Origin of the sequence: Flavobacterium sp. CF108 (assembly GCF_900129795.1) — a bacterium.
Classification (GTDB): domain Bacteria; phylum Bacteroidota; class Bacteroidia; order Flavobacteriales; family Flavobacteriaceae; genus Flavobacterium.
In genome coordinates, this window is sequence record NZ_FQWW01000001.1 from 1,066,610 (window position 1) to 1,091,825 (window position 25,216).

19 protein-coding genes are annotated in these 25,216 nt (G+C 32.3%); 9 read left to right on the top strand and 10 right to left on the bottom strand.

Annotated elements, in window-relative coordinates:
• Window positions 1–76: 76 nt before the first annotated feature.
• The 5 genes from BUE10_RS04770 to BUE10_RS04790 form a co-directional block, all read right to left on the bottom strand.
• The gene (locus BUE10_RS04770) at window positions 77–2,497 is read right to left on the bottom strand and encodes a GH92 family glycosyl hydrolase (protein ID WP_255396465.1); all 2,421 of its coding nucleotides are present in this window, start codon (window positions 2,495–2,497) and stop codon (window positions 77–79) included.
• A gap of 725 nt (window positions 2,498–3,222) precedes the next feature.
• Complete coding sequence (locus tag BUE10_RS04775; protein ID WP_073482761.1) at window positions 3,223–3,831, bottom strand: GNAT family N-acetyltransferase; 609 nt, start codon at window positions 3,829–3,831, stop codon at window positions 3,223–3,225.
• Between the two features lie 486 nt (window positions 3,832–4,317).
• Complete coding sequence (locus BUE10_RS04780; RefSeq protein ID WP_073482762.1) at window positions 4,318–4,674, bottom strand: hypothetical protein; 357 nt, start codon at window positions 4,672–4,674, stop codon at window positions 4,318–4,320.
• Window positions 4,675–4,820: 146 nt separating this feature from the next.
• Window positions 4,821–5,999 (bottom strand): AIR synthase related protein, encoded by a 1,179-nt coding sequence (locus tag BUE10_RS04785; protein ID WP_073482764.1) that lies wholly within the window; start codon window positions 5,997–5,999, stop codon window positions 4,821–4,823.
• Between the two features lie 236 nt (window positions 6,000–6,235).
• Window positions 6,236–8,425, bottom strand: coding sequence for a glutamine synthetase III family protein (locus BUE10_RS04790; protein WP_073482765.1), 2,190 nt, complete (start codon window positions 8,423–8,425; stop codon window positions 6,236–6,238).
• A gap of 428 nt (window positions 8,426–8,853) precedes the next feature.
• On the opposite strand from BUE10_RS04790, the gene BUE10_RS04795 reads away from it, so the two are divergent.
• The 3 genes from BUE10_RS04795 (at window position 8,854) to BUE10_RS04805 (ending at window position 13,174) form a co-directional block, all read left to right on the top strand.
• Window positions 8,854–9,870, top strand: coding sequence for a glutamine synthetase beta-grasp domain-containing protein (locus tag BUE10_RS04795; RefSeq protein ID WP_073482767.1), 1,017 nt, complete (start codon window positions 8,854–8,856; stop codon window positions 9,868–9,870).
• 365 nt (window positions 9,871–10,235) lie between these two features.
• Window positions 10,236–11,201: a TerC family protein gene (locus tag BUE10_RS04800; protein WP_073482769.1), complete on the top strand. Its 966-nt coding sequence runs from the start codon at window positions 10,236–10,238 to the stop codon at window positions 11,199–11,201.
• A 173-nt stretch (window positions 11,202–11,374) separates the two neighbouring features.
• Window positions 11,375–13,174 carry a T9SS type A sorting domain-containing protein gene (locus BUE10_RS04805; protein ID WP_073482770.1) on the top strand — a complete coding sequence of 600 codons (1,800 nt, stop codon included), beginning with the start codon at window positions 11,375–11,377 and terminating at the stop codon, window positions 13,172–13,174.
• 66 nt (window positions 13,175–13,240) lie between these two features.
• On the opposite strand, the gene BUE10_RS04810 is transcribed toward BUE10_RS04805, so the two are convergent.
• The 3 genes from BUE10_RS04810 to BUE10_RS04820 form a co-directional block, all read right to left on the bottom strand.
• Entirely contained in the window at window positions 13,241–13,747 is a 507-nt protein-coding gene (locus BUE10_RS04810; protein WP_073482772.1) for a hypothetical protein, read from the bottom strand.
• A gap of 86 nt (window positions 13,748–13,833) precedes the next feature.
• Window positions 13,834–14,703 carry an alpha/beta hydrolase gene (locus BUE10_RS04815; RefSeq protein ID WP_073482774.1) on the bottom strand — a complete coding sequence of 290 codons (870 nt, stop codon included), beginning with the start codon at window positions 14,701–14,703 and terminating at the stop codon, window positions 13,834–13,836.
• A gap of 924 nt (window positions 14,704–15,627) precedes the next feature.
• On the bottom strand, window positions 15,628–16,500 hold the full coding sequence (locus tag BUE10_RS04820) for an AraC family transcriptional regulator (protein WP_073482776.1): 873 nt from the start codon (window positions 16,498–16,500) through the stop codon (window positions 15,628–15,630).
• A gap of 450 nt (window positions 16,501–16,950) precedes the next feature.
• Between BUE10_RS04820 and BUE10_RS04825 the strand changes: the two genes are divergently transcribed.
• From BUE10_RS04825 to BUE10_RS04845, 4 genes are all read left to right on the top strand, one after another.
• Complete coding sequence (locus tag BUE10_RS04825) at window positions 16,951–17,349, top strand: T9SS type A sorting domain-containing protein (protein ID WP_073482778.1); 399 nt, start codon at window positions 16,951–16,953, stop codon at window positions 17,347–17,349.
• A 1,182-nt stretch (window positions 17,350–18,531) separates the two neighbouring features.
• The gene (locus BUE10_RS04835) at window positions 18,532–18,888 is read left to right on the top strand and encodes a T9SS type A sorting domain-containing protein (RefSeq protein WP_073482782.1); all 357 of its coding nucleotides are present in this window, start codon (window positions 18,532–18,534) and stop codon (window positions 18,886–18,888) included.
• Window positions 18,889–19,317: 429 nt separating this feature from the next.
• Window positions 19,318–19,719: a DUF3244 domain-containing protein gene (locus tag BUE10_RS04840; protein ID WP_073482783.1), complete on the top strand. Its 402-nt coding sequence runs from the start codon at window positions 19,318–19,320 to the stop codon at window positions 19,717–19,719.
• A 371-nt stretch (window positions 19,720–20,090) separates the two neighbouring features.
• Window positions 20,091–20,477 (top strand): secretion protein, encoded by a 387-nt coding sequence (locus BUE10_RS04845; RefSeq protein ID WP_073482784.1) that lies wholly within the window; start codon window positions 20,091–20,093, stop codon window positions 20,475–20,477.
• A gap of 132 nt (window positions 20,478–20,609) precedes the next feature.
• On the opposite strand, the gene BUE10_RS04850 is transcribed toward BUE10_RS04845, so the two are convergent.
• Together BUE10_RS04850 and BUE10_RS04855 are read right to left on the bottom strand one after the other, a co-directional pair.
• On the bottom strand, window positions 20,610–21,812 hold the full coding sequence (locus tag BUE10_RS04850; RefSeq protein WP_073482785.1) for an alpha/beta hydrolase family protein: 1,203 nt from the start codon (window positions 21,810–21,812) through the stop codon (window positions 20,610–20,612).
• Window positions 21,813–21,865: 53 nt separating this feature from the next.
• On the bottom strand, window positions 21,866–22,273 hold the full coding sequence (locus BUE10_RS04855) for a helix-turn-helix domain-containing protein (protein ID WP_073482786.1): 408 nt from the start codon (window positions 22,271–22,273) through the stop codon (window positions 21,866–21,868).
• 204 nt (window positions 22,274–22,477) lie between these two features.
• On the opposite strand from BUE10_RS04855, the gene BUE10_RS04860 reads away from it, so the two are divergent.
• Window positions 22,478–22,795: a hypothetical protein gene (locus BUE10_RS04860; protein ID WP_073482787.1), complete on the top strand. Its 318-nt coding sequence runs from the start codon at window positions 22,478–22,480 to the stop codon at window positions 22,793–22,795.
• A 497-nt stretch (window positions 22,796–23,292) separates the two neighbouring features.
• The gene (locus BUE10_RS04865; protein ID WP_073482788.1) at window positions 23,293–25,215 is read left to right on the top strand and encodes an HsdM family class I SAM-dependent methyltransferase; all 1,923 of its coding nucleotides are present in this window, start codon (window positions 23,293–23,295) and stop codon (window positions 25,213–25,215) included.
• Window position 25,216 lies beyond the last annotated feature (1 nt).

Sequence of the window (25,216 nt, forward strand, 5' to 3'; positions counted from 1 at the left end):
TCGACTTCGCTCAGGGTGACATCGTAATAAATAAACCAGTACAAACCCGTTTCATCAGTACAATCCGTAGCCCATCTTAATTTTGATAATTCTTTTTATTAGGTTTCGCGCTCATATAAAAAGTAATTTTACCGCCATTAATAACATCTGCATGTTTCAGGAAAGGTCTTGAAATTTCTTTTCCATTCAACAAAACTTTACTCACAAATACATTTTTATCCGATTGATTTACGGTTTCAACTTCAAAGGTTTTTCCGTTTTCTAAATTGAAAATTGCTTTTTTAACCAGCGGACTTCCTAGCGCATATTCGTCAGAACCCGGCGCAACAGGATAAAACCCTAAACTGCTGAAAATATACCAGGCACTCATTTGTCCGAAATCGTCATTTCCGCCTAAACCATCTGCTCCGTTTCGGTACATTTTTTTAAGAATCATTCTGATTTTGTCCTGAGATTTCCAAGGTGAATCTGTCCAATTGTATAAATAAACTACGTGATGCGAAGGTTCATTTCCGTGAACATAATTTCCAATGATTCCGTCTCTTGTAATATCTTCAGTGTTTTCAAAATATCTATCCGGCAGATGCATGTTGAATAAAGAATCTAAACGAACTTTAAATTTATCATTTCCTCCCATCATTTTAATCATATCAGCAGGATCTTGCGGCACGTATAAACTATAATTCCATGAATTTCCTTCGATAAAACCCTGCCCATGTGTATCAAGCGGATCAAATTCTTTTTTGAAAGTTCCGTCGTTTAATTTAGGACGCATGAAACCCGTTTTCTCGTCGTAAACATTTTTATAATTCTTAGATCTTTCGATGAATTCATTATAGATATCCGTTTTTCCTAATTTCTTCGCCGCCTGTGCAATCGCCCAATCGTCATAAGCATATTCTAAAGTTTTAGAAACTGATGCACCGTTTTTATCTTCGGGAACATATCCTTTTTTCATATAATATTCCAATCCGTCGAAATAAGGCACTTTCGCTGTATTTACACAAGCCTGAAGCGCTTTTTCTGCATCAAAATTTGTATTGCCTTTTACGATTGCATCGGCAATTACAGAAACAGAATGATAACCAATCATACACCAGTTTTCATTGGCATAATGAGACCAAATTGGCAGCATTTTATGAACACTTTGATCAGAATGTGCCAGCATTGAACTTATCATATCTGAGTTTCTGGAAGGCTGTACAATGTTGAATAACGGATGCAAAGCTCTATAGGTATCCCAAAGTGAATAACTGGTGTAATTTTTAAAATTATCAGCTTTGTGAACATTCATATCCAAACCTTTATAATTTCCATCAAGATCCATATATTCTGTCGGGCCTAAAAAGGCGTGGTACATTGCGGTGTAAAAGTTTACCAAATCTTCTTTTTGAATGGTTTCAACCTGAATTTTATTCAGTTCCTTATTCCAAATTTCCTGGCTTTCTTTTTTTACTTTTTCAAAATCCCAATCCGGAATTTCTTTTTTCATGTTTTCTAATGCTCCGGCAGAACTTACAGGCGATAAAGCCATTTTAATTTTAATTTTTTCGCCTTCGTTTGTATCAAAATCAAAAAACAATTTTAGGTTTTGTCCTGCCATTTCAGGGAAATTTTTCGTTTGATCAAATCTTCCCCAAAAACCTCTGTAAACACTTTTTTCCTGTGCGTCCTGTCCGTAACTTTTGATTGGTTTACTAAAAGACATAGCAAAATAAACGGTTCTCGTTCTTGCCCATCCGTTTGTCTGGCGATAACCTGTAATTAAAGTATCGTTTTCTACTCGTACAAAAGTCCAGACATTTTTTTTATCATAATTGTAAATTCCAGAAGTCAAATCAAGAATAATATGTGCTTCATCTGATTTTGGAAAGGTGTATTGATGCATTCCAACTCTGGTTGTTGCAGTCAATTCAGCTTTAATATTATGATCTTCCAAAAGAACGCTGTAATACGCAGGCTCAGCTTTTTCTGTTGTATGAGAAAATGCAGATCTATAACCTGATAAAGGTTTTGAAGCAACGCCGGGATTCAATTGCAGTTTTCCAGTTGTTGGCATAATTAGAAAATCTCCTAAATCAGAATGACCTGTTCCGCTAAAATGGGTATGGCTGAAACCCACAATCGTTTTGTCTTCATATTGATATCCTGCGCAATATTTATAAACTTCACCATTGTATTTTCCGTTTAATCCATAAGCGATTGTATCGGTTTCCGGGCTTAATTGCACGCTTCCAAACGGAACAGTTGCTCCCGGATAGGTATGTCCCATTTTTGCTGTTCCAATCATTGGATCAACATATTGGATCAAATTTTTAAGGTTATTTTCTTTTTTCTGAGCATTTGTATTTGCTGTAAAAGCAAACATTAAAGTTCCAAATGCAATAATAAAAGCAGGTTTTTGTAAAATATTCATTGGGTAATTTCCTGTAATTGTTTCGTTCAGAAAATTACGATAAAATATAATTTTAAAAAATTTAAATTTTAAAATAAACATGATTTTAAAACCGGATTAAAATCCGGCTCTACAATATGGATGGGGATTTATTTTAAACTGGATTAAAATCCAGCCCTACAATATGAATCGAGCCTAACGGCTCTTTACAATGATTATGCTTAATTGATATGGATGAAGCTATAAAAAGTATATGATCGATTAATTTCTATAGAAAAGATAGATTTACAGCAACGTATTTTAATCCATTTAAAATTATACGCAATAAACAAGAGTTCCGAAGGAACGGTTTATATTGTAGGGCTGGATTTTAATCCAGTTTAAAAATGAATCGAACCTAACGGCTCTTTACAATGATTACGCTTAATTGATATGGATGAAGCTATAAAAAGTATGTGATCGATTAATTTCTATAGAAAAGATAGATTTACAGCAACGTATTTTAATCCATTTAAAATTATACGCAATAAACAAGAGTTCCAAAGGAACGGTTTATATTGTAGGGCTGGATTTTAATCCAGTTTAAAAATGAATCGAGCCTAATGGCTCTTTACAATGATTACGCTTAATTGATATGGATGAAGCTATGAAAAGTATGTGATCAATTAATTTCTATAGAAAAGATACATTTACAGCAACGTATTTTAATCCATTTAAAATTATACGCAATAAACAAGAGTTCCGAAGGAACGGTTTATATTGTAGGGCTGGATTTTAATCCAGTTTAAAAATGAATCGACCAATTTTATGAGCCTAGCGGCTCTTTTTTAAAGCTTACGTTTTAGGTTTTCTTTTACCTCAGCAAACCATTCGTTTCTTAGAATGCTTAAAACGATAGAATCACGACGAACATTCCCGTCTCGTGTTGGCATGTTGCTTCTTAAAACACCTTCAACTTTACAGCCAATGCTTTTCATTGCGGCGATGCTTCTTTCGTTATTATTATCGGCACGAAATTCTACTCGCTCCATTCCAAGGGTTTCAAACGCAAATTGAAGTAATAAAAATTTGCAGTGTTTGTTTAGTCCGGTTCCTCTAAAAGCTGATCCGTACCAAGTATAACCTAATTGTAACGTTTTAAAATCAAGATTGATATCATAAAAACGTGTTGAACCGGCGTATTTTTGGGATTTTTTATCGAAAACAATAAAGGGAAATTCTTTTTGCTTTTCTCTTTCTTTTATTGCCAATTGAATATAATGGATCAAATTATCTTTTCCTTCTGCTCCCACTAAAGAATATTTCCAGGTTTCGGGTTCATTGATGGAAATTTCAAGTAAATTTTCTATATCTGATTCCTGAATTGGGCGTAGTAAAACTAAGTCGTCTTCTAAAATGATATTATCAGTGAAGTTGAAATTTGATGTTTGGTTCATTGGTTTATTTAGGTTAATTAAATATTTTCAGACATTCTTTGGGTAAAAATATAGTCCCTACGGGACAATATGAAACTTGTAAATACATCCTTGCTACCGATATTTAATCTCTACGAGATATTTACTTTGAATATCTTTATTCCGTCAGAAGTAAAATATTGGTAACAAATATAAACTTCGATATATAATCTCTGCAGATGTTTACTTTGAATATCTTATCTCGGCAGAAGTAAAATATTGGTAACAAATATAAACCTTGATATATAATCTCTATCAGATATTTACTTTGAATATCTTATTCCCCTTCCACTTAAATATTGGTAATAACAAATATAAAATTACCAATATTGAATATCTATCACATATTAATTTCTTAAGCTTACTCCGCTAGGAGTATAATAATCGGTAGAAAACATAATAACCCAGAGAACAAATGTCCCGTAGGGACTATACATTTACAATTATTTATCAAATATTCACAAAAAACTATTCACTCATTTCATCATAACGTTCCGGAACCTGCGGATCATAAAGCGGACATTTGAATTCTGCCATCAAATCTACTAATTGATTCATGGTTTTTCCTTCGGTTCCATAACAGTCAATTTTAATGCTTTGCGGAGTGGTAATAACTTGAAAAGCTCCTTTTCCGGCATTATTTTTCCAGCTGTTTTCATCGACTCTTTCCCATTTTGAAAAAACAGAATTAATACGATTTATAATTACCTCAACAGGAAGTTTCTCAAGGCCGTCAACTTCTTCTTTTTCAACAAGAGCTTCGTAAACCTCATGATGGTTTAGGTAAATTTCGTCTATATATCTCCAAAAAAGCAGTTCGTACATAATACCGGCGTTTTATAAATTGTAGAGACGCACAGCAATGCGTCTTTCGTAATGTTAGACGCACTGCTGTGCGTCTCTACTAAAATTCAGATGCTAAAAAAACCTTAACAACTCAGAACCTTTGTAACTTTGTCCCTCAAAAAAAATTAATATTCGAATGTTCCGTATTCGCTGGTGATCGTTAGTTTTTTAGCATCGGCTGCTTCTACTTTACCTACAATTTGGGCATCAACATTGAATGATTTTGAAATTTCAATAATATCTTGTGCAATGTTTTCTGGAACGTAAAGCTCCATACGGTGACCGCAGTTGAAAACCTGATACATTTCTTTCCAGTCGGTTTTTGATTGTTCCTGAATTAACTTGAACAATGGCGGAACTGGGAATAAATTATCTTTTATAATATGTAAATTTTGAACGAAATGTAAAATTTTAGTCTGTGCGCCTCCGCTGCAATGCACCATTCCGTGAATCTCGTTTGGCGTGTATTTATCTAAAATTTTCTTGATAATTGGTGCGTAAGTTCTTGTTGGAGAAAGCACCAATTGACCAGCGTTTATTGGACTATTTTCAACTTCATCAGTTAAATTAACCTGACCAGAATAAATTAATTCTTCGGGAACTGCAGCATCATAACTTTCAGGATATTTTTTAGCCAGATATTTTCCGAAAACGTCGTGACGTGCAGACGTTAACCCGTTACTTCCCATTCCTCCGTTATATCCTTTTTCGTATGTTGCTTGTCCAAAAGAAGCCAAACCAACAATTACGTCTCCAGCTTTAATATTAGCATTGTCTACAACATCTGCACGTTTCATACGAGCCGTAACAGTTGAGTCTACAATGATGGTACGAACAACATCTCCAACATCAGCAGTTTCGCCTCCAGTTGAATGAATCGTTACTCCAAAAGATTTTAGTTCGTTGATTAGTTCTTCGGTTCCATTGATAATTGCTGAAATAACATCAGCCGGAATTAAGTTTTTGTTTCTTCCAATGGTTGAAGAAAGTAAAATATTATCGGTTGCGCCAACACATAATAAATCGTCAATATTCATGATTAAAGCATCCTGAGCGATTCCTTTCCAAACCGACAGATCTCCGGTTTCTTTCCAGTACATATAGGCCAAAGATGATTTTGTACCCGCTCCGTCAGCATGCATGATTAAGCAGTGATCATTGTCCTGAGTTAAATAATCTGGAACAATTTTACAGAATGCCTGCGGAAATAAACCTTTGTCAATATTTTTTATAGCGTTATGTACGTCTTCTTTTGATGCCGAAACACCTCTTTGTGCATATCTTTTGCTAGAATCTGAACTCATGAAAATTAGTTTGTGTTGATGTGGTGCAAAGATAATCCCTTTTTTTAATTCTTTAGGTATTCGGGTATTAGGATTCAAAAAAAGTTTTGTCACGAATTACGCGAATTTTCACGAATCTTTTTTTCTTAAAAAACAAAAATCATCCAATAAGGATGATTTTTGCATGTTTTAAATACTTTATACAAAATAGTAAAAAACCAAATTCGTGAAAATTCGTGTAATTCGTGGCGAAAAAACTATTTCGTAAACAATAATTCTCTGTATTTAGTTAATGTCCAGCTTTCGTCATCAACTAAAAGCTCTAATTTATCACAGTGATTACGAATGTCTTCAAAATATGGTTTTACATTATTGCAATAGGCTTCGGCCATTTTTTGACCATCCGTTAATTGATTTGCTTTTTTTCTTTCATTGGTCATAGCCAAAACTTTAGAATTGATTCCCTCAATATGACCAGAAATTTCTTTGATCAATGTAATTTGCTCTTTTGCAATGGTTTCAAATTCTTTCCCGAAGATTTCTTTTAAACCTTTTACATTTTCAATTAATGTATTTTGGTAACGAATTGCTGTTGGAATTACATGATTTCTGGCAATGTCGCCTAAAACTCTTCCTTCAATCTGGATTTTTTTAGTGTATTCTTCTAATTCAATTTCGTAACGCGCTTCGGCTTCAACGTGATTAAAGATTCCCAATTCAGCAAATAAATCTAAAGCTTGTTTAGAGACTTTAGCTTTTATCGCTTCCGGAGTTGTTTTAAAGTTACTCAAACCTCTTTTTGCTGCTTCTTTTTCCCATGCATCACTATAACCGTCGCCTTCAAAAAGAATCTTTTTAGATTGTTTGATGTATTCTCTTAAAACATTAAAAATAGCATCGTCCTTTTTCATGTCTTTTGACTCGATCAGGATCTCGACTTCGTTTTTAAAATCTATTAGTTGTTTTGCCACAATAGCATTCAAAGTTGTCATTGCATTCGAGCAGTTTGCATTTGAACCAACCGCTCTAAACTCAAATTTATTTCCTGTAAAAGCAAAAGGCGAAGTTCTGTTTCTGTCAGTATTATCTAAAAGTACATCTGGAATTTTACCAACTACATTTAGTTTAAGATCTGTTTTTTCTTCTGGAGATAATTTTCCGGTTGTTACACTTTCTAATTCAGATAAAACTTTTGTTAACTGTGCTCCAATAAAAACAGAAATAATAGCCGGCGGTGCCTCATTTGCTCCTAACCTATGATCGTTACTAGCTGTTGCTATAGATGCTCTTAATAAAGTTTCATAATCATTTACCGCTTTTATAGTATTAATAAAGAAAGTCAAAAACTGTAAATTGCTCATTGGGGTTTTACTTGGACTCAATAAGTTAACTCCGGTATCTGTTGCCAATGACCAGTTGTTGTGTTTTCCTGAACCGTTTACGCCTTTAAATGGTTTTTCGTGAAATAACACTTTAAAGTCATGACGTTCTGCCACTCTCTGCATTACATCCATTAATAAAGAGTTATGATCTACGGCAAGATTGGTTTCTTCAAAAATTGGTGCCAGCTCAAACTGATTTGGCGCTACTTCATTATGACGTGTTTTTACCGGAATTCCCAATAACATACATTCCTGCTCTAAATCTCTCATATAAGTAAGAGCGCGGGTTGGAATAGATCCGAAATAATGATCGTCTAACTGCTGTCCTTTTGCAGAAGTATGTCCTAATAAAGTTCTTCCTGTCATCACTAAATCTGGACGTGAGTTAGCCAATGCTTTATCAATTAGGAAATATTCCTGCTCCCATCCTAAAGTTGCGGTTACTTTTTTTACGTTTTTATCAAAGTATCTACAAACTTCTGTAGCCGCTTCGTCAATTGCAGATAATGCTCTTAATAAAGGTATTTTATTGTCTAGGGCTTCACCTGTATAAGCAATAAAAACGGTTGGGATACATAAAGTTGTACCATATATAAAGGCTGGCGAAGTTGGGTCCCAGGCTGTATATCCTCTTGCTTCGAATGTATTTCTGATTCCGCCGTTAGGAAAACTTGACGCATCCGGCTCTTGCTGTACTAATTGCGCTCCGCCGAATTTCTCTACTGGATCACTTCCATCATATGATGTTTCAAAAAAAGCATCGTGTTTTTCTGCAGTAGTTCCGGTAAGCGGCTGAAACCAGTGCGTATAATGCGTAACACCTTTTGATAATGCCCATTCTTTCATTCCCATGGCGATATAATCTGCCAGTTTTCGTTCTATTTTCGTTCCGTGTTGAATGGCATCTCTTACTCCTTTTAAAGCATCTGAAGTTAAAAACTGCTTCATTGCTTTCTCATTAAACACATTTGAACCAAAAAGATTCGATTTCTTATCTATTTCTTCAAAGTGTACCGGCTTTCTTGTAGAAGCTTCTTTTAAAGCTTGAAAACGTAATGTTGACATGTATATAATTTTAAAAATTCGTAATAGTTTTCATTAAAAAAATGAACAACAAATATAAACAATAAAAGCCCCTTTTTTAAACTTATAACCGAGAATTTTATAAGCAGAATTTTCAACGTATGAAGCCTTTTTTAAAGAATAGTGATTATGTTGTAAAGAAATATAACAAAAAAGCTTAGTATTATTCATTAAATAAACATTTTTTCATAATTTCTTAACCCTAAAATTCAAAAAGTTACCCTTATTTTTACGAATTTATTTTTTTTAAGTATTTAAAATTGCTTTTTTTAGAATATACCCCTATCAAAATTGCGCTTCTCAAAAAAATTATACTTCGCCCAACAAAATAGCCCCCTAATTTTTAGGACTAAAAAAATAAATCTATATTTGACCCAGCGAAAAAACAAAAAAAATAAATTTATATTATTATGGCTAAAATTAAGTTAGAGTACATTTGGTTAGATGGATACGAGCCAACTCAAAATCTTAGAAGTAAAACTAAAGTTGAAGAACACGAAAATTTCAAAGGAACATTAGAAGAACTTGGAAATTGGTCATTTGATGGTTCATCAACAAAACAAGCTGAAGGTGGATCTTCTGACTGTTTATTAGTTCCTGTTGCAATTTACCCGGATCCAACTCGTATTAACGGATATTTAGTAATGTCTGAAGTTATGTACGCTGATGGAACTCCACACCCTTCTAACGGTAGAGCTACTATTGATGATGAAGATGATGATTTTTGGTTTGGTTTCGAACAAGAATATTTCATCATGGACACTAAAACTTTATTGCCATTAGGTTTCCCTGTTGGAGGTTATCCTGCTCCACAAGGTATGTACTACTGCTCTGTAGGTGGAAAAAACACTCACGGAAGAAAATTAGTAGAAGAACATGCTGATTTATGTATCGCTGCCGGAATTAACTTTGAAGGTATTAACCAAGAGGTTGCTTGCGGACAATGGGAATTCCAATTATTCGCTAAAGGTGCTAAAAAAGCCGGAGACGAAATTTGGGTTGCTCGTTACTTATTAGATCGTTTGACTGAGAAATATGGTTACTATATTGAATATCACCCAAAACCTCTAGGAGACACTGACTGGAATGGTTCTGGAATGCATGCTAACTTCTCTAACGAGGTGTTAAGAACATGTGGAGACCAAGCTACTTACGAAAGAATTTGTGAGGCTTTCCGTCCTGTTACTGCTGAGCATATCGCGGTTTACGGAGCTTACAATGAGCAACGTTTAACTGGTAAACACGAAACTGCTTCTATTCACGATTTCTCTTATGGAGTTTCAGACAGAGGATGTTCTATCAGAATTCCTTTAATGACTGTTCAAAAAGGATGGAAAGGTTGGTTAGAAGACAGAAGACCAGCTTCAAACGGAGATCCATACAAAATCGCTGCTAGAATTATCAAAACTGTTAAATCAGCGCTATAATTCAAAGCTTAGAATATATTCTAAAAGTGCCATCGTAATTGTTGGCACTTTTTTTTTGTCATTGCGAAGAACGAAGCAACCACACTAACAAAAGTTACAAAGTTTACAAAGCCTTGTGTAATGGCACACAGATGACGCTGGTTTAAACAGATTTTTTTATCATTCCTAACAAACAACAAGCAAACGCACAGTTTGTCATTGTGAGGAACGAAGCAACCGCACTAACAAAAGTTACAAAGAAACCCCTCTCACCTTTTACATTTCACATCCCACAAAATTCCTTAATTTTAAAAGTACCTTTCTTATAAATAATTTTTAATTTAAACTTCAAAACTTATCTTTGTATTTCATTTAAAAAAACCATCATGATAGTCTGGACTCTCTTTTTATTGGCCGTAGTTTTTATTCTTGCTTTAGATTTAGGTGTATTCAACAAAACACCGCATATTATCAGCACCAAAGAAGCCAGTAAATGGACATTGATTTGGGTTACTTTATCCTTTTTATTTTCTGGTGTTATCTATTGGCTTTATACTACAGATTATATTGCAAACCCCGACGGTTTAAAGCCTGCAGTGGCTTCGATGAAGTTTATTACGGGTTATTTAATTGAATTATCTTTAAGTGTAGACAACATATTTGTAATTGCGATTATTTTCGCTTCTTTTAAAATTCCGCAAAAGTACCAGCACCGTGTTTTATTCTGGGGAATTTTAGGCGCGATTGTTTTCCGTGGTTTAATGATTTTCTTCGGAGTTATGCTGATTAATAAATTTAGCTGGACAACATATGTTTTTGGGGCGTTCTTAGTATTTACTGCTATAAAAATGTTGTTTTCTGGAGAAGAAGAAGATTTTAATCCTAAGGATTCTTTTGTATACAAAACGTTAGGAAAAATTATTCCGATTACATCACACATGGATCATGAGAAATTTTTCATTTTAACCGAAAAAGGAAAAAAGGCAGCAACGCCGCTTTTCGTTGCTTTAATAGTAATTGAAGTTATGGACGTTTTATTTGCCGTTGACAGCGTTCCGGCAATTTTAGCCATTACTTCTGATCCTTTTTTAGTATTTAGTTCTAATATTTTTGCCATTTTAGGTTTACGTTCTATGTATTTCTTCCTGGCAAACATGCTGGCAAAATTCAGTTTCTTAGAATACAGCTTAGTAGCTATTTTAGCATTCGTAGGTTTAAAAATGCTTCTTCATGAATGGATTCACGTTCCAGAATGGGCTTCGTTAGGATTTATTGCGCTTTCGCTTTTAGTTGGAATTTTGGTTTCACTTAAATTCGGAAAAGAAAAAGAACTTACTGATTCTGATTTGTAATATCATTTCAAAACATATATTCATAAAAAAGGAAATCTTTTAATTTCCTTTTTTATATCTATTGTAGCCCAATTGTTAAATTATAAGATAAATATTATATTTTAACTTTTAAAAATAAGATATTACATATTTAAAGGTTATTTTTATCTCATTATAAACCATAAATTTTTATCATGAGAAAAAATTACATTTACGCCATTTTTGTTTTCTTATTAGCCTTTACTTCATTTGGGCAAAAAGTTACGCTCACACCAACTACAGTCAACGGTCAAAGCGTTAGCGGAGGACCAATTAATTTAGGCGGCACACCAAATTCAACTATAGGATTAGGAGTTACAGTCGAAATGCCAACAATACCAGGAAATTACGGTACAATTACCATTCATTCCGTAAATGGTTTAAACGACAACATTGTAACTGGAGGAAACGGAGGAGCTTTATTTTTTGGGGAAGGAAAATCTGCATCTCGTAGTTTTGTTATAAACTTACTTTGGAGTTCTTTTACTACTTCTGGCTCTTATATTTATGCAGAATATAAAACTGGAGGCGGTGTAATATACAAAAGCTCTAATCTTGCTATTATTAAAAATGCTACGCAAGGCGGCGGAACTCCTCAAATTCCTGCAGACGCTCCTGATCCAGCTAAAATTCCAAATTCAATATGCTGTAATCAAACCGTTAGACAAGGAGATAAACCTGCTACAATAACTGGCTCTCAATATCTTAATCCTTATCAAGGGCAAACATATGGTATAAATGCCTCATGGCAAGTAAATGGGAATCCGAATGTTCGTATTATAGAAGTTGACAATGCCAACAAAACTCTATCATTAGATTACGTAGAAAATCTGGGAAATTTTACAGTAATGAGAGGTTTAGGTTACCCAACTACTTTAACTGCTCCTAACAAAAGTAATACTGTTACAATTACTGTTGTACCATCGCCAATACTTTCAAATGAAATTTCAGTTGATGATCCCGTAAATGCTGATGGATTTGTAGAAATAATAAGTACCAATCCAAAACAAATATCTGGAACTACACAAGGAGCACAAGTAAATTTAAATATTTTACAAGATCCTTTCCATACTTCTCAAAGAGGAGATACTTTTACAGCGATTGAAAGATTTGAATGGCAATACGCAAAAACAAATAAAGCATTGGGTGGTAATCTGAATTGGATTACAATTAATAGTAGCCATCCATATAACCTAGAATCATTTAATCCATTAGATCAAAATATCAATGAGGATAACTATTACTTATTAAGAAGAATTGCTATATATCAAAATATAAAAAGAGTTAGCAATACTTTAAAATTAGTATTACGAAATATTCGAAATAACAATACAATTTGTTGTGATCAAGTTTTATCAATATCGGCGTCAAACGAAATTGAGTCACCGACTTCCTTTATAGGTTCTACAGCTGTTTCAAATCCAAATCAATATTTTACTTATCAATGGCAAAGCCAATCTATGGATCAAACTTCCACAACCAAACTTGGCAAGTGGGCTAATATTATCGGGGCAACATCAAAAGATTATACACCTACACAACTTCAACTTGTTTCTACCAATAGAGGGAGGGGGGAGATTAGTTGGTCAACACCAATAACTTTTAATTATAGACGTCTAACAGTTTTACTGAGCACAAATGAAGTAACATCATATAGTAATGAAGTAAATTTATCATCAAGTAGTTACAAATATTTAGATCAAGGACTAATAGTTTATCCAAATCCAGCTTCTTCTGTTATAACTATTGAAAAGAAAGGAACAATTCTTAATATGACAACAACATCATTTCGTATAACTAATGTAAATGGCCTAGTAGTAAATTCAAATAATTACTCTATAATAAGTCCAAGTATAATAAGTGTAAATGTTTCCAACCTACCATTTGGAATGTATTTTATAAATTTTGACATATCAGATCAAAGAAGTATACAAGCAACATTTATGAAAAATTAATAAAACTTAAAATCTAAATAAGAAAAGGAAATCTTTCGATTTCCTTTTCTTATTATTGATTCTGAATTATTTTATTTTTTTCACGTTACTGTCATCAATATTGTATTTTGCTATAACAGCATTATAATCTGAATAATCTGCCTTAGCTTTTTTAGCATTTATACCATCATCGCCAGGAACAAGTACAATTCTAAATGTTTTTCCTAATCTAAAACTATTTGGTAATTGAGAAAAATCAGCTATGCTGCCATCGATAAAGATTCTAACATTAGTTTTTGAAAAATCAAAATTATATTGAGCCGTTTCTAAGCCATCATTAAAGTAATATATCTGAGGCAATAATGCCCATCTATCTCCTCCTGTTGTTCCAACTAATTCATACACTAAAACAACGTCTCCAGAAAGCATGCCCTGTATTGGAACATTTCTTTCATAGTTTGGACCAGTAAAATCCGTAGTGACTTCAAAAACATAAGGAAGTGGAGCGTCTAATCCCGGAGGCCCTTGATCTCCTTCACAGCTTGTAAATACAATCAACCCAACAACAGCGAATAACGTAAGTATCTTTTTCATAATATATATTTTTTTTAAGTTTATAAAAGCATTCCAAAAACCAAACCAAAAATTTTGTTAAATGGGTTTTAGAATGAAATTTTGTATTATTTTTTTGCAACAACCTGATTCTTAAATAGGATCTTGCTAAAAAATAATACATGGTAAGGTAGTGAATTTTCCCAATATTCCCAAGTATGTGCGCCGGGACGTTCAGTATAATCGTGTTCTACCTTATTATAAACTAATCGGCGGTGTAATTCTCTGTTGGGCTCAATCAGGAAATCATCTACTCCGCAGTCAATAATTAAAGGCAATTTATTTTCTTTTATTTTATCCAGCATTCCCATAACAGCGTGCTGTGCATACAACTCAGAATTATCACTTCTGTCCCCAAAAACAGGCTGCATTAATTTTATCACTTGCGCCGAAGATTCTCGGTTAAGCATTGTACTCATATCAACTGCACCACTCATACTTCCGGCAGCGCAGAACAAATCTGGATGTCTGGCAGAAAGATATAAAGCGCCGTGTCCGCCCATCGAAAGTCCGGTAATAACTCTTCCGCTTTTATTGCTGATTGTTCGGTATGTTTTGTCAACTTTTTGAATAACTTCCTGTGTAATAAAAGTTTCAAATTGGCTTTCTTTATTTACAGGGCTGTCCAGATAAAAACTAAACGTTTCTCCTTCGGGCATTACGATGATTAAATTATATTGATCAGATAAATTCTGAACCAGTTTTTTATTTGGAGTATTTTTTAACCAGTCACCAAAATATCCGTACGCTCCGTGCAGCAAATACATTACCGGAAACGTGGTTTTACTTTTTGCATACGAATTTGGTAAAACTACAGCCGCCTTGTAGGTTTTGTTCATGGCTGCACTTGCAATTTGTAAAGTATCTACTTTTGCTGCGTATGACATTGAGGAAACACACAGAAAAACAAAGAATACTAAAATTTTAAGGTTTTTCATTTTGATAGTTTTTTTTGATTAAAGGAGTGTAAATATACCTTTTTTCTGAACAAACTAAATGAAAAATCCGACCAGCTTTTATACTAATCGGATTATGGATTTGTTATTTTTTCTGCCACAGATTAAAAGGATTCTATGGATTATTTTCTTTGAAAAATTGGTTTGCCACGAATTGCACGAATTTCCACGAATTTATTTTCAACTTGGCTTATAAACGGATTCTAAAATCATTTTAATCCTTTAATCTGTGGCAAAAATATCAAACATTCTTCACAAACTAATTCGTGGAAATTCATGCAATTCGTGGCAACTAAAAAAAAATCAATTTAATCCTTTAATTAGTGGCAAAAAACATCTAACACTCTTCACAAACTAATTCGTGGAAATTAGTGTAATTCGTGGCAACTAAAAAATCATTTTAATCTGTGAAATCTGTGGCAAGAAACATATAAAGGTTGGTTTGCCACGAATTGCACGAATTTCCACGAATTTATTTTCAACTTGGCTTATAAACGGATTCTAAAATCATTTTAATCCTTTAATCTGTGGCAAAAATATCAAACATTCTTCACAAACTAATTCGTGTAATTCGTGTAATTCGTGGCAAAAAACATCTAACACTCTTCACAAACTAATTCGTGGAAATTAGTGTAATTCGTGGCAACTAAAAAAAAATCATTTTAATCTGTGAAATCTGTGGCAAGAAACATATAAAGGTTGGTTTGCCACGAATTACACTAATTTCCACGAATTTATTTTTCAATGTGGCTTATAAACGGATTCTAAAAATCTTTTTAATCCTTTAATCAGTGGCAAAAAACAATTAACACTCTTCACAAACTAATTCGTGGAAATTAGTGTAATTCGTGGCAACTAAAAAAAATCATTTTAATCTGTGTAATCTGTGGCTAAAACACAAAAATACTAACTAATAATAATCTTATGCTCGTGACGGTATTGCGATGCGCTTTTACCTGTATATTGTTTAAACGATTTACTAAAGTGACTGAAATTATTAAAACCGCTTTCGTAACAAACCTCATTTATACTTATAGGTTTTTCGGCCAAAAGTTTTGAGGCGTGCACCAATCTATATTCGTTTACAAACTCTGTAAAAGTTTTGTTGGAAATCTTTTTAAAATATCTACAAAAAGAAGGCGTTGTCATGCTCACTAAATTCGAAACCTCGTCGATAGCGATAGACTGCTGAAAATTATCTTTAACAAAATTAAAAACCACATTCATACGATCGTTATCCTGAGTCTGCAGTTCCATTGCAAAACCATCTGCGTTCAGCATTGTATACTCTTCAGACGAATCTAATTCATCCAGAATATTCAAAAGCGAAAGCAAACGTTCAAACGGAAGCTGGTCTTCCATTGCTTCTATTTTTTTTCCAATATGTTTTTTAGTTTCTCCGCCAAAAGCGATTCCGCCTTTAGACTGACTTAAAACATTTTGAATCTTTCTCATTTCCGGTACACCAAAAAAGCCATTCCCTAAAAATTCAGGTTTAATATGAATAACTGTTTCGTTTACGTTTCCCGTTTGTTCATTCGTAAAGCCGCAATGCGGCAAATTAGACCCTATCAAAATCAAACTACCATTTGTATAATAGGAAACATGGCTTCCTATTTGTCTTTTTCCAGCCCCGCCATTTATATAAACCAACTCAATCTCTGGATGATAATGCCATAAATGAGCTTTGCTATTGGTCTTTTCGGCGTGTTTAGTGTAGGTAAAAGAACTTCCGTATGAGTTAGTTATCACTTCAAGAGCTGGGGCAATTGCTTTCATGATAATTTCTTTAAAAAATAATAGCAAATTTAACAAAAACTCCTAGAATAATTTAAATTTTAACCTATAACGGTTTCGTAAATGAGAATTTTTCATTAAAATAACAAAAAGATAATCTAACAAATTATCACTAAAACGTCTTTTTTTAAACAACCCGTATTTTTATTCCAGATTTTTTTAAGATATCGTATTTATTCGACCTTTTTTATAGACATTCATAATTTATGTAAGAATATTGGAAGTTTTTCAAAACGTTAACATTTAGAAAACATTGAAAAATAACAACGTAATTAACTAAAACACCTAAAATAATTCAAATTTTAACCTATAACGGTTTCGTAAATGAGAATATAGCACATAAATTGGAAAATAGAGTTGATATTATTTTCGCATAGCTGAAGTAATTTTACATCAGAGAATTAGAGATAATAATTTTTAAAAACAAATACTATGAATAAGATAAAATTAAGTTTAGTGTGTGCAGTGCTTTTATCAGGAATCAGCACTTATGCGATTGATGGAAATGAGGACTTTAATCTTCATGTATTGAAAAACGGAAAAATGATCACTTTTGGTCTTAACCAAACTCAAAAAGCAAAATTAGCTATATACGATACAGATGGTACTTTATTGTATTCTGAAAATGCTTCTGGTAAAGACGGAATTTTAAGAACTTTCAGCTTACAAGAATTTCCTGATGGAGTTTACTTCTTAGAAGTTGAGGACAATGCAAAAAAAGTTAGATATGAAATTAATGTAAATAACGAGATCGCTACTTTATCTTCAAAAGCAATTTCATCTGTTTACAAAACAGTTTCAGACAAAAATACTAGCGTAGCAGTACGCTAAAAAACTTATACTTTCTCATAAGTATAAACTAAGGTTAGATAGTTAGTAAAGTTAAAAACGTAAGTTTTAAAAACAGCTCTTTGTGGTTATTGGGCTGTTTTTTTTTGTTTTAAACTTTTTTAAAAAGCGCTTAATTTATTTTCACGCAGATTCTGCAGATTCTGCAGATTTTTTATTGCAATTTTATATTACGTTCCCAGCGGTTGAAACAGCTGGCTATGTTTTCAATTGTATCTATATAAGAATACACCCATTCACCAAATCTCAAAAATCATATCAAATTCAAATATAGCCCGTGGTTTCAACCACGGGAACGCAGAGTCGATATTGTATTGTGATTATATTACGTTCCCAGCGGTTGAAACCGCTGGCTATGTTTTCAATTGTATCTAAACAAGAAATCTACAAATTCACCAAATCTTAAAAACCTCATCAAATTTAAATATAGCCCATGGTTTCAACCACGGGAACACAAAGTCGATATTGTATTGTGATTATATTACGTTCCCAGCGGTTGAAACCGCTGGCTATGTTTCCAATTGAATCTATTCAAGAAATCTACAAATTCACCAAATCTTAAAAACCTCATCAAATTTAAATATAGCCCATGGTTTCAACCACGGGAACACAAAGTTGATATTGTATTGTGATTATATTACGTTCCCAGCGGTTGAAACCGCTGGCTATGTTTTCAATTGAATCTATACAAGAAATCTAAGTATTCTCCACCTCCTAAATCACACCTTATTTCAATATAGCCCGTGGTTTCAACCACGGGAACACAAAGTCGATATTGTATTGTGATTATATTACGTTCCCAGCGGTTGAAACCGCTGGCTATGTTTCCAATTGAATCTATTCAAGAAATCTAAGTATTCTCCACCTCCTAATAAATCATATCAAATTTAAACGCGTGGTTTCAACCACGGGAACGTAAAGCTAATATTGTATTGTATACCTATATATAAGGTACAAAAACCTCAAAGTTATATTTTGCAAAAACATTGAAAAATAACATACGAATTAACAAAAACAATAAAAATAATTCAAATTTTAACCTATAACGGTTTCGTAAATGAGAATACAGCATCGAAATTGGAAAATAGAGTTGATAAAAAATACATATATCTAAAGTAATTTTACATCAGAGAATTAGAGATAATAACATCAAAAACAAATACCATGAAAAAGAATTTAAAATTGAGTTTAGTATGTGCTGTACTTTTATCAGGATTAAGTACTTATGCAATTGACGGAAACAATGCTTTTAATCTTCACGTATTAAGAGCTAACGGAAAACTAATCACTTTTGCTTTAAACCAAACTCAAAAAGCAAGTATTAGTATATATGACAAAAACAATAATTTAATTTATTCTGAAAACGCTTCTGGTAAAGACGGAATCTTAAGAACTTTTAGTTTAGAAGAATTTCCAACCGGAACTTACTTTTTAGAAATTGAAGATAACTTCAAAAAAGCAAGACACGAAATTACCGTTACAAATGATGCAACAGTTTTGTCTACAAAATCAATTAATTAAGCAGATTTCTGCAAAAAATATAGTGTGCCCCAAATACACTTAAAAATTTATACTCGCATACAGTATAAAAATGAGGTTAGATAGTTAGTAAAGTTAGAAAACGTAAGTTTTAGAAACAGCTCTTTGTGGTTATTGAGCTGTTTTTTTTTGCTCTTTACTTTTTGGTAAAACCTACTTTACAAATTCACTTCTTTAAGAGTTGGTTTATTATTAAAATGTAAGAAAAACGTAAAATCAAATATTTACAAAAACATTGAAAAATAACAACCTAATTAACAAAAACGATATAAATAATTCAAATTTTAACCTATAACGGTTTCGTAAATGAGAATACAGCATCTAAATTGGAGAATAGAGTTGTTAAAAAATAAGCACTTCTGTAATACTTTTACATCAGAGAATTAAACTAATAATTTAAAACTAACAGTTATGAAAAAGATTTTAAAATTGAGTTTAGTATGTGCAGTACTTTTTACAGGAAGTACATATGCAATTGATGGAAATGAAGACTTTAATCTTCATGTAATAAAAGCCAACGGAAAGCTTATCACATTTGCGATCAACAAATTGCAAAAAGCAACCCTGACGATTTATGACAAAGACGGAAATCTAATTTACTCTGAAACTGCTTCAGGTAAAGATGGAATATTAAGAACTTTTAGCTTAGAAGAATTTCCTGAGGGAACTTATTTTTTAGAAGCTGAAGACAATGTAAAAAAAGTGAGACACGAAATTACAATTACAGACGATACAACTGTATTATCTGCAAAAGCAGTTTCATCTGTTTATAAAACAGGTTCAGAAAAAAATACAAGCGTAGCAGTGCGCTAAAAAAGTTATACTTCTCATAAGTATAAAATAAGGTTAGATAGTTAGTAAAGTTTAAAAACGCAAGTTTTAGAAACAGCTCTTTGTGATTATTGAGCTGTTTTTTTATGCTAATTTTTTTTGGAAAATGAAAAATATTTTTTTTTTGGAAAATTATTCTTAATAAATGTATGTGTCTGGTTTTTACAGCATTAAAAAAAATGAAATTTTTTAAAACCGCAAGCCCCGTATTTACGTACATTGCGTAGACAAAACACAGAAACAGTTTGAATTCAGCATTTTATATCTTAAAAAAGGTGATTTTTTTGCTAAAAATTAAATTTGTATTTGTAGTTTTGACCGTTCCACATTTAGTAATAAAACTTTAAAAAAACATGACAAAATTTACCAAAGCCGGTCTAGTTGCAGCTTTCTTTTTTGCAACTTTATTTTCTTACGCTATTGATGGAAAAGGGGATTACATTTTAAACATTCAAACTGGAAACGGAAAAGTAGTTAGCTTTACTTTAAACACAGTTGAAAAATCATCTTTTTCTATCTATGACGAAAATCACAATTTACTTTATGCGGGAGATTCTGCAGCAAACAAATTAGAGGTTTCGAAAACAATAAGTTTAGAAGGTTTACCAGCCGGAACTTATGTGTTAGAAGTTAAAGCAAACGACAAAGTTGCTAAACACGAAATTAAAGTTGTTGCGAAAAAGGCAAAAACTGTTAAGTTAGACGAGTCGGTAAACGAAAGTCCTGGGTTTCGTCGTTAAACCACTTTTTTTTGCCCCACAAAAAAAAATGAAAGCAGCTCTATAAGATGGAGCTGCTTTTTTTATGGATAATCTCTTGATCATTCAGAAAATATTGCATTAGAAACTTTTCTGAAATCATTTATTTTCTCTTTAATTTGTCTCAGTGATAATTTTATATAATTCTTGACAATAAGTAAATTTCTCATTTTGTCGATTTCTTTTATTTTCCTGTCCGGCTTCATAAACCGAAACCTGAAACCAATATAATACCCTAATTGCCATATTTTGGGCTAAAGGATTTTTATTATCTAACTTCATATTATTCAAATCTTTAATTTCAGATTTCCAAAACTTAAAATTAGAATTACTCTTAACCGATTTTAATTCCTGTTCAAATCGAAACCAAAGTTTATCTAAAATTTTATTTTCCAAAACCTTTATCTCCTCCATTTTTGCTATTTCATCTTTATACTCTCTGGATTTTTTGATTTCGGCAATTTTAGCTCTTAGAAAATTATCTTCGTTTGTATTAAAAAAAGTAATTCCTTTTTCATAGCCATTTACAGAAAGAACCATTTCTTTATTTGCCTTTAAACTATCAGCTATTCGCAAATTAATATCATAAATTCTTTTAATAATGGTATCGTTCTTTGGTCTTATATTTTTTCTGTAGGCCTGAATTTCCAGCCAGTCAAATGCACGAAGCATTTCAGACTGCTTAGGCCAAACATGATCTTCGTGAGCAATAAAAAGTGTATTTACCAGCTTTGCATTATCCAGCCATTCTTTATTTTCCAGCATTTCCTGATAATTCATATCCTTATCTCCAACCATGCCCACATAAGAGAAATTATTAGAAGGCAGTATAAATTTATCCATACCATTAAAAGAAGCACCGCAAGCAATAACGCCTTGAAAAACGCCTGTAGATATCCCAAAAAAACTGGCTAATCTTGCACCGCCCGAAAAACCTGCAATATAAAGCTGCGAAGTATCAATAGCATAGGTTTGTAATACATAATCAAATAATCTATTAGCAATAGCAATATTATCTTGAGTTGATCCATTTTTTAAAGTATTAGAGCAAACCAAAATATAATTATACGTTTCTGCGGCCAGAATAAACGGTTCAATTCCTTTTTTGCCCCTTGCAGCTGGTTCAAAAATAAAAACCAATGCTAATGGAGTTTTAGCATCGTATTTTTTAGGAAAATATATAGCATACGATTCCGTTGGGGTATTTGCAATTTTTACCGAATCGATAATAACTCCCGTTTGCAACGATTGCTTATTTTGAGTATAACCAAAAATCGTAACAAAAAGAAACAGAATACAATAGATAGTGTTTTTCATAATACTAAAATAAAAAAACCTTTCATTTCTGAAAGGTTTCTCAATTAATATCTTTATTTCTCTTTTAGTAATTTCTCTAAATATTCGATTTTTTCTCTTTCTGATTGAAGCAAACGTTCGTAAAGATTTTTATTTTCTTCTACAGTTTCCATTAATTTATCTAATGGATTGAAAGTGCAATTATTAAGTCCAAAATAGTTATTAGGACTTTCATTAAAAGTATTGAAATAATTAATTGCTGCTTCTTCCGAAAAATTCTTAATGGCTTCAACCGTTACACCAAGAGCTTTTGCAACTTCAATAAGTTTTGCTTCATCTATAGTTTCGCTGTTTTCTATAGCCGAAACTGCTTGTTGGTTAGTTCCTAAAGCTTGCGCCAAAGCTTCCTGTTTCATATCACGAAGTTCACGAATACGGCTTATTTTTCGCCCTATATGATTTGGTTTTGTTAGTGTGCTCATAATTCAAAGATAATAATAAAGTGTCAAAATCGGTAAAATGTAAAAAACAGATTTTCTTCCGTACAATACGGCAAAAAATGATTTGCTACAGAACAATCAATTTCTTCCTTCGCCGAACCAAACAAAAGTACAATTTTTCTTATAATAAATTTATAAAAGCCAAATTGTAACGTAATTATCTAACACAACTAAATTATACGCCTTATGGAAACAAATGAATTTGAAATTGTAAAAAACCTAAAAAGATTAACTGCTCTGCATTTCCGAACTCTAAAACCCGCCAATGACGAATCTAAAAATTATATCGCTCAAATTGAGGTTTTAAATTATCTTGAATTAGGCTGCGTTATTACCGATATGCTAAAATTATGCATTCTAGCCCTCGATCACGATATGCATAATGTTCCAGAAAAGAAAAACCAATCTATTAATGTGGGTTTAGTTTTAGAAACTGTTTTGCAAATGTTTCCTTTGAATGAAATGGAGTTTTTGAGTTGTGTTGGGGAGGTTGTTGGGGAATGATTTTCTGCTGATTTATTCTGGCGCTGGCAAATGGATTTTTGATTACGGAATTTCTTGTCATGATGGATTGAAATCCATCCCTACAATATGTTTCGTTCCTTCGGAACTTTTTATAGAACTTTATTAAAAATAACCACAATATTGTCATTTCGACGGAGGAGAAATCGCACTAGTAATTCTGCAAAGATTGGCGACTTGCATTGTCGAGCTTCTAATGCGATTTCTCCCTTCGGTCGAAATGACAAACTTCATGGGATTTTATTGTTTGCAGGTGTAAGCAAATGGAATTAATTACGGAATTTCTTTGTCATGATGGATTAAAATCCATCTCTACAATATGATTCGTTCCTCCGGAACTCTTTATAGAACTTTATAAAATTAACCACAATATTGTCATAATGCTACTTAAGAAACAAAAAACTTGATTTTAAATAATAGTTTTTTTCTAAAGAAAAATTTTAAATAGTTTACTACTTTAGCGATATAATTACAGAAGCATGGCAAACGAGAGAAAGACAGATATATTAGTAAGCAAACTATTAGAAATTGCTAAAATTAACTATACCCCAAACGGCAGTGATATTAAAGAAATTCAAACAGCATTAAAATCTGCTTCTAAAAAAGGTACTGGAAAATCAGGTTTTCCTGAATATGTTGCAATATCTAAAGATTTCATCTTAGTAATTGAAAATAAATCTTCACTCGACAAACAAGTTCTATATTCTGACGAAGAAAGCCAAGTTTTATCTAATGATTCTAAAGCAATTACTAATTATGCCGAAAATGGAGCATTGCATTATGCAAACGAAATAATATTAAAAACTAATTTCAAAAAAATATTTGCTTTTGGTTGCTCGGGCGATGAAAAGCATCACGTAATTCGACCAATTTATGTAGACCAGAACGGTTATACACTTCTTGAAAAAGTTGAAAATTTTGAAAATTTTACTGAAAAAAATATTGAAAAATATTACAAGGAACAAGTTTTAGGTGAAACACCGCAAGAAACAATTGAATTAGAGGATATTTTAAAAAAATCTTCTGAACTACATGAAGCACTTCGTAATTATGGTCAATTAGGTAATGACCAAAAACCACTTGTAGTTTCAGCAATTCTTTTAGCATTAAGTGAAGAATCTTTTAATTTAGATTCTCTAACAGGAGATACAATCAAAACTGATGGACAAAAAATTTATGATGCACTTTCAACTCACATGTCTAGAGTACAAGTTCAACCCGAAACAAAAAAAGAGGTTGTTTTAAATCAGTTTAATATAATTAGAGATAATACTGTTTTAAACCAAAAAGACTCTAGACTAACAATTGAAACTTCGAAAAATACTTTTTTAGAAAAAACACCTTTAAAATATTTTGCAGAGTATATAAACAAAAATATACTATCATCTGTAATAGCGAATAATACTGAAGATGTTTTAGGTAGATTCTATGGCGAATTTATGCGTTATGGTGGTAGTGATGGTCAAACTTTAGGTGTTATTTTAACTCCTAAACACATTACTGAATTATTTACTGAGCTTATTAATTTAAAACCTTCTGATACTATTTTTGATCCCTGTTGTGGGACAGGTGGTTTTCTTATTGCAGGAATGCATAAAATGTTAAATCAGGCAAAAAACTCTAATGAGAAAGCAATCATAAAAAAGGATAAGATACATGGTATAGAAATTAAGGCTGAAATGTTTTCAATTGCAACTACAAATATGATTTTGCGAGGGGATGGAAAAAGTAACTTAATTAAAGACGATTTTTTAAGAAGAAGCATAACAGATTTACAAAAAAACAACTATACTGTTGGTTTTATTAATCCACCGTATTCTCAAGCCAAAGGCAAAGATACTGCACATTTATCTGAAATTAATTTTATTAAACATTTACTCGATAGCTTAGCCGAAGGTGGCAGATGTGTTGCCATCATTCCATTATCTACAATGGTAGGGAAAACAAAAGAAGACAAATTAATTAAAAAAATGATTTTAGAAAATCATACCCTTGAGGGCGTAATCACACTAAATAAAAACACTTTTTATGGCGTAGGCACTAATACTTGTATTGCTATTTTCACTGCACATCAACCTCACTCAGATAAAAAATATTCTAAATTTATTAATTATGAAGATGATGGATTTGTAGTTAGTAAACATATAGGATTAGTTGAAACTACAAGAGCTATTTCACAAAAAAATCATTTACTTGATTGCTGGCTACATGACAAACCAGCTGAAAGCAAGTTTATGGTAAAAACAACTATAAAACCAGAGGATGAATGGCTACACTCCTTCTATTATTTTAATGATGAAATCCCAAATCAGGAAGATTTTGAAAAAACAGTTGCGGATTATTTAACTTTCGAATTCAATATGGTAATGCAAGATCGTGAATATTTATTCGATAACATTTAAT